At 75.6% G+C, this 5,295-nt stretch carries 6 protein-coding genes; 2 read left to right on the top strand and 4 right to left on the bottom strand.

Annotated elements, in window-relative coordinates:
• Together DQW06_RS07420 and DQW06_RS07415 are read left to right on the top strand one after the other, a co-directional pair.
• Positions 1-495, top strand: a 495-nt coding sequence (locus DQW06_RS07420; protein ID WP_304598503.1) for a nucleotide-binding domain containing protein, incomplete at its 5' end; no start/stop codon positions are given.
• On the top strand, positions 492-1,142 hold the full coding sequence (locus DQW06_RS07415; RefSeq protein WP_013153360.1) for a class II aldolase/adducin family protein: 651 nt from the start codon (positions 492-494) through the stop codon (positions 1,140-1,142). The genes DQW06_RS07420 and DQW06_RS07415, both read left to right, overlap by 4 nt.
• A 184-nt stretch (positions 1,143-1,326) precedes the next feature.
• Here the strand turns inward: DQW06_RS07415 and DQW06_RS07410 are convergent, their stop codons facing one another.
• From DQW06_RS07410 to DQW06_RS07395, 4 genes are all read right to left on the bottom strand, one after another.
• Positions 1,327-2,730 carry an alkaline phosphatase family protein gene (locus tag DQW06_RS07410; RefSeq protein ID WP_094803222.1) on the bottom strand — a complete coding sequence of 468 codons (1,404 nt, stop codon included), beginning with the start codon at positions 2,728-2,730 and terminating at the stop codon, positions 1,327-1,329.
• 27 nt (positions 2,731-2,757) lie between these two features.
• Positions 2,758-3,924, bottom strand: a complete 1,167-nt coding sequence (eboE, locus tag DQW06_RS07405; protein ID WP_071622182.1) for a metabolite traffic protein EboE — start codon at positions 3,922-3,924, stop codon at positions 2,758-2,760.
• On the bottom strand, positions 3,921-4,796 hold the full coding sequence (locus DQW06_RS07400; protein WP_013153357.1) for a TatD family hydrolase: 876 nt from the start codon (positions 4,794-4,796) through the stop codon (positions 3,921-3,923). The genes eboE and DQW06_RS07400 overlap by 4 nt, the downstream gene beginning before the upstream one ends.
• Positions 4,796-5,295: EboA domain-containing protein (locus tag DQW06_RS07395; RefSeq protein ID WP_117198195.1), on the bottom strand; the 500-nt coding region annotated here is incomplete at its 5' end. The genes DQW06_RS07395 and DQW06_RS07400, both read right to left, overlap by 1 nt.

Below are 5,295 nucleotides of genomic sequence, written 5' to 3'. Positions count from 1 at the left end.
CCCCGGGGGCCGCGCGTCGTCCTCTCGGGCAGCGCCTCGCGGGCGACCCAGGGCCAGGTGCGCCACGCCCTCGCCCACGGCGGGGGACACCACCTGCTCCCCTCCGACCTGCGCCGGGACTTCGGGGCGACGGTGTCGCTGGCCGTGGAGCGCGCCCTGGAGGGCGGCGCGTCCCCGTTCGTGGTGTACGCGACCGCCGCACCCGAACACGTCGTGGACACCGCCGACGCGCCGCTCATCGAGGAGGCTCTGGCCGAGATCGCCGCACGCCTGGTCGCCGCGGGGGCGCGCGCGCTCCTGGTCGCGGGCGGCGAGACGAGCGGAGCCGTCGTGCGGCGCCTGGGCGTGGCGTCGCTGGCGCTGGGACCCGAGATCGACCCGGGCGTCGCGTGGACGCTCGGACACAGCGACGGTGAGGACGTCCAGCTCATGCTCAAGTCCGGCAACTTCGGCCGCGAGGACCTGTTCGTCCGCGCCTGGGAGGGGGACAAGTGAACCGCGAAGCGCGCGAGGCGGCCCGGGAGCTGTGCGCGGTGGGACGCCGCGCCGTCGAACTGGGGCTCAGCCCGGGCGCCTCGGGCAACGTGTCCGCGCGGGCCGGGGGACTGACCCTGATGAGCCCCACGGGGGTCTCCCTGCGCGACCTCGACCCCGAGGGCCTGTCCGTCCTGGACGGGGCGGGGGAGCACGTCGCCGGTCCGCCCCCCTCCAAGGAGTTCCCGCTCCACCAGGCGATGTACCGGCGGGTTCCGGACGCGGGCGCCGTCGTCCACCTGCACTCGCCGCACGCCTGCGCGGCCTCGTGCCTGCCCGCCTGGTCGGAGGCGTCCGCGCTGCCGCCCGTCACGCCCTACCTGGTCATGCGGGTCGGTCAGGCGCCCCTGGTGCCCTACGCGGCGCCGGGCAGCGACCGGCTCGCCGACAACCTCTCCCGCCTGCCCGGACGGTTCCGCGCGGCCCTGCTGGCCAACCACGGTTCGATCGTGGCCGCATCCGGACCGGCGGCGGCCCTGGACGGCGCCGTCGAGCTGGAGGAGGCCTCGCGCATCGTCGTGTCGCTGCGGGGGAGCGAGTTCTCCGTGCTCTCGCCCGAGGACGTGCGCGAGCTGACCGGGCGCTACGGCACCGACTGGGATCTGTGACTCCGCGCCGGGGAAGTCCCAGGAGCACCGCATATGGCACCGACCGAAACCGTTGCCGGTGCGACGCGAGGGGCCTTGGCCTGCGGTGACCTCGTGCCTGCAGCGAGTCCGGGGCGCCGAACCCCGCCATAGGCGCAAGACCCCGGTGGAGGGGGTGGTCCGGTGGTCCCCCGCGGTGACCGCGTCAGGGGGAAGGGGACGGCCCCGCCGGTGCCGGCACACCGGCGAGACCGAGTATGAGGTCGCGGACCTCGGTGGCCGCGACGCGTTCCCGGGCGGAGCCGGGGTCGGAGCACAGCACCAGGGGGCCGTCGTCGGGGTCGGCGTGCGCGCGCCCGTGGGTGCCGCGCACGCAGCCCGGGTCGAGCGGGACCACGTTCATGGCGTAGCGCAGACCCACCTTCTTGCGGGCGAGGTTGGCCGCCGCGCGGGCTCTGACCAGCCGGTCGGCGGGGTCCAGGAAGAGTTCGGCGGGGTCGTAGCCCGGCTTGCGGTGGATGTCCACGCCCCGCGCGAAGTCCGGAGCCGCCGCGTCGCGCAGCCAGTAGTAGTAGGTGAACCAGGCGCCCGGGCCGGCCACGAGGACCAGTTCGCCGGAGCGCTCGTGGTCCAGCCCGTGCTCCGCCTGCCCGTCGCGGTCCAGGACCAGGTCCACCCCCTCCACCCCGGCCAGGAGGCGGGCGACCCCGGGCACGTCGCCGGGGTCGCGGACGTAGACGTGCGCGCACTGGTGGTCGGCCACCGCGAAGGCGCGCGACTCCCACGGGTCCAGGTACTCCATCCCGTGCTGGGTGTACACCTCCAGCAGCCCTGCCTCGCGCAGTACCCGGTTGACGTGCACGGGCCTGTCGGCGGGGGTGATGCCGTACTCGCTCAGGACCATCACGGCGGTGCCCGAGCGCTCGGCGTCGTCCAGCAGGGGAGCCAGGGCCGCGTCCATGTCCACCACCGCCCGGCGGGCCTGCTCCGAGTCGGGGCCGTACCGCTGCAGGTCGTAGTCCAGGTGGGGGACGTAGCACAGGGTCAGGTCGGCGCGGGGCATCAGTCTGCGGGTCGCGGCCACGATCCACTCGGTGGAGCGCAGCGACGCGGTCGGCCCCCAGTACTGGAAGAGCGGGAAGGGCCCCAGCTCCGCGGTCAGCTCGTCGTGGAGGGCGGGCGGCCGGGTGTAGCAGTCGGGGGACTTGCGCCCGTCGGCGTGGTAGACCGGCCTGGGCGTGACGGTCCAGTCGGTGGTGGCGCCCATGGCGTACCACCAGCACACGTTCGCGGTGCGAAAACCCGGTCGGTGGCGCCGGGCGGTCTCCCACACCTTCTCGCCCTGGACCAGGCGGTTGTGCTGGCGCCACAGGTACACCTCGCCCAGGTCCCGGAAGTACCAGCCGTTGCCGACGGCGCCGTGCCCGGCGGGGGTCCGGCCGGTCAGGAACGTGGACTGGACGGTGCAGGTCACGGCGGGCAGGACGGTCTCCAGCGGGGCCTGCCAGCCCTGGTCGGCCACGGCGCGCAGCCGGGGCGCGTGCCGCAGCAGCCGGGGCGTGAGCCCGACCGCGTCGACCACGAGCAGGCGCGGTTCCTCCGTCGGCATGGGGGTGTCCCTTCGGTTCGCGGGGTGTCAGAGCAGGGTCAGGCCGAGGTCGGTCAACCGGTCGCGGGCCCAGGCCACCTCGGCGGCGATGCCCTCGGTGAGCCCCCTGCCGTCGGCGGGGCGCCGCTCCCTCGGCAGCACCGACCAGGTGTAGGTCTCCACCTCCACGTGGTCGGTGCGCGCGCCGCCGGGCCCCAGGAGGCATTCGAGGGTGCGGGCGAGGTGCTCGTTGGTCCCGCGCAGCGGGGCGGCGGCGGGCGCGTGCAGGGGCACGTGGAAGTGGGTGCGCCAGGGCGCGTCGTCGGGCAGGGGGTCGGCGCCGCCCAGGGCCTCGTGCAGGTCGTCGCGGCCCTCCCGCGCCCCGTCCCCGCCGTGTGCGCGCGTCTGGTGCAGGAAGCGGTCCTCGGTGAAGGCGGCGAGGGCCTCGCGCGCGGCCGGGTCGGCGGGGTCGGGGACCTCCACGGCCGCCGACGCCTGGGTCTTGACCACGGGCAGGCCCGCGCCGGAGAGCCGGTCCAGGGCCGCCCCCGGCTCCTCGAAGGCCGTCGCCAGGTGGCAGGTGTCCAGGCACACTCCCAGGTGCGGCGGCGGATCCCCGAGCAGGCGGGCCGCGTCCCGGGTGGTCTCGACGACGCACCCCGGTTCGGGCTCCAGTCCCACCCGCACCGGCCGCCCCTGCCGTGCCAGGTCCTCCAGGGCGCCGGAGAGTTCGGCCAGGTGCGCGCGGGCGGCGGCCAGGCGGCCGGGGTCCCACGGTTCGCGCCAGGCCAGGGGGAGGGTGGAGACGCTGCCGCGCGCGGCGTCGTCGGGCAGCAGCCCGGCCAGCACCCGGGCGCAGTCCACCGTGTAGTCCAGCCGGGCCCGGTCGGTCCAGTCGGGGTGGTACACGGCCCGCTTGACCACGGGCGCGTGGAACCCGGTGTAGGGGAAGGCGTTGAGGGTCACCGTCTCCAGCCCGTTGGCCTCCAGCTCCGCGCGCAGCCGGTCGGTCAGGCGCGGATCGGCCGCCAGCTCCCGGGCCAGCGGGGCGGGCAGCCACAGGCCCAGGCCGAGCCGGTCCGCGCCCAGGGCCTCGCGCACGCCGCCGCCGTGGACGCGGATCTGGCGCAGGACGCCGTCCAGGTCCTCGGCGGGGTGCACGTTGGTGCAGTAGGCGAGGTGGACGACCGTTCCGTCGGGGTGGCGCAGCCTCACGCGGCACCCCCGCCCGCGCGCTCGCCGCGCAGCACCGAGTTCCCCGAGTAGGTCGCGGTGTGGTCGGCCCCGTGCACGTCGTCCAGCAGCAGGCGCCCGCTGCGGCCGTAGAACTCCACCGGGTTGTCCCACAGCACGCGTTCGACGTCGCGTCCGGTGAAGCCCGCGGCGAGCATGGCCTCGCCGGTGCGCAGGGTGGCGAGCGGGTCGCTGCGGCCCCAGTCGGCGGCGGAGTTGACCACCATCCGCTCCGGGCCCCACTCCGACAGGACGCGGACCATGCGCTCCGGGCTCATCTTGGTGTCGGGGTAGATGGAGAAGCCCAGCGTGCACCCCGACTCGTGCACCATGGCCACAGTGGCCTCGTTGAGGTGGTCCACGAGCACCCGCTCGGGCGCCAGCCCCGACTCGGCGACCAGCTGGAGGGTGCGGCGGGTCCCGGCCGCCTTGTCCCGGTGCGGGGTGTGCACCAGGACGGGCAGCCCGAACTCCCCGGCCAGCTCCAGCTGGTGGCGGAAGGCCCTCTCCTCCTCGGCGGTGCCGGAGTCGAAGCCCACCTCGCCGACCGCCACCACGCCGTCCTTGGCCAGGTAGCGGGGGAGCAGGTCCAGCACCCCCGACAGGCGGGGGTCGTTGGCCTCCTTCGGGTTGAGCGCGATCGTGCAGTGGTGGCGGATCCCGAACCGCTCGGCCCGGAACCGCTCCCAGCCCACGAGGCCGTCGAAGTAGTCGCGGAACGAGCTCACGCCGGTCCGGGGCTGGCCCAGCCAGAACGACGGCTCGACCACCGCGCGCACCCCGGCGGCGTACATCGCCTCGTAGTCGTCGGTGGTGCGCGAGGTCATGTGGATGTGCGGGTCGAAGATACGCATCACGCCTCCGTTCTGTGGGAGTCCAGGCGGGCGGCCTGCCCGGGGAAGTGCCGCAGCACGAGGTGGACGTCGGCGGGGACCGGCCGCCCCGCCAGGAGCCGCTCCTCGGCGTGGTCGGCGCACATGCGCGCCAGCTCCTCATCGGCGCGGTCGGGCAGCCCGGCCGCCGATCCCAGCGGCACCCCGGTGAACAGGCACTTGAGGATTCCCTGGCGCCAGGAGTCGGCGTCGAGCAGGGCCGTCGCCGCGCTGGCGGCCGCCGCCGCGACCAGCCGGGTGTCGTTGGCGCGCATCGCGTCGGCCAGCAGCTCGCGCGCCGCACCGGCCACCTCCTCCCGGCCCCGGCCGCGCACGTCGAGCGCGTCCAGGCCCCGCAGGACGGCGCGCCGCTCACCCGCGTCACCGTGGTGGTACAGGTCGCGGACCTCCCGGGCCAGCTCCGGCGGGGCCAGGGCCCCGGACAGCGCGGCCAGCAGCTCCACGCGCGCCATGTCCTCCA

This window comes from Nocardiopsis sp. TNDT3 (genome assembly GCF_003427465.1).
Lineage (GTDB): Bacteria > Actinomycetota > Actinomycetes > Streptosporangiales > Streptosporangiaceae > Nocardiopsis > Nocardiopsis dassonvillei.
The sequence above is the reverse complement of the archived record's forward strand: the minus strand, read 5'-3'. Positions and strand labels throughout refer to the sequence as shown.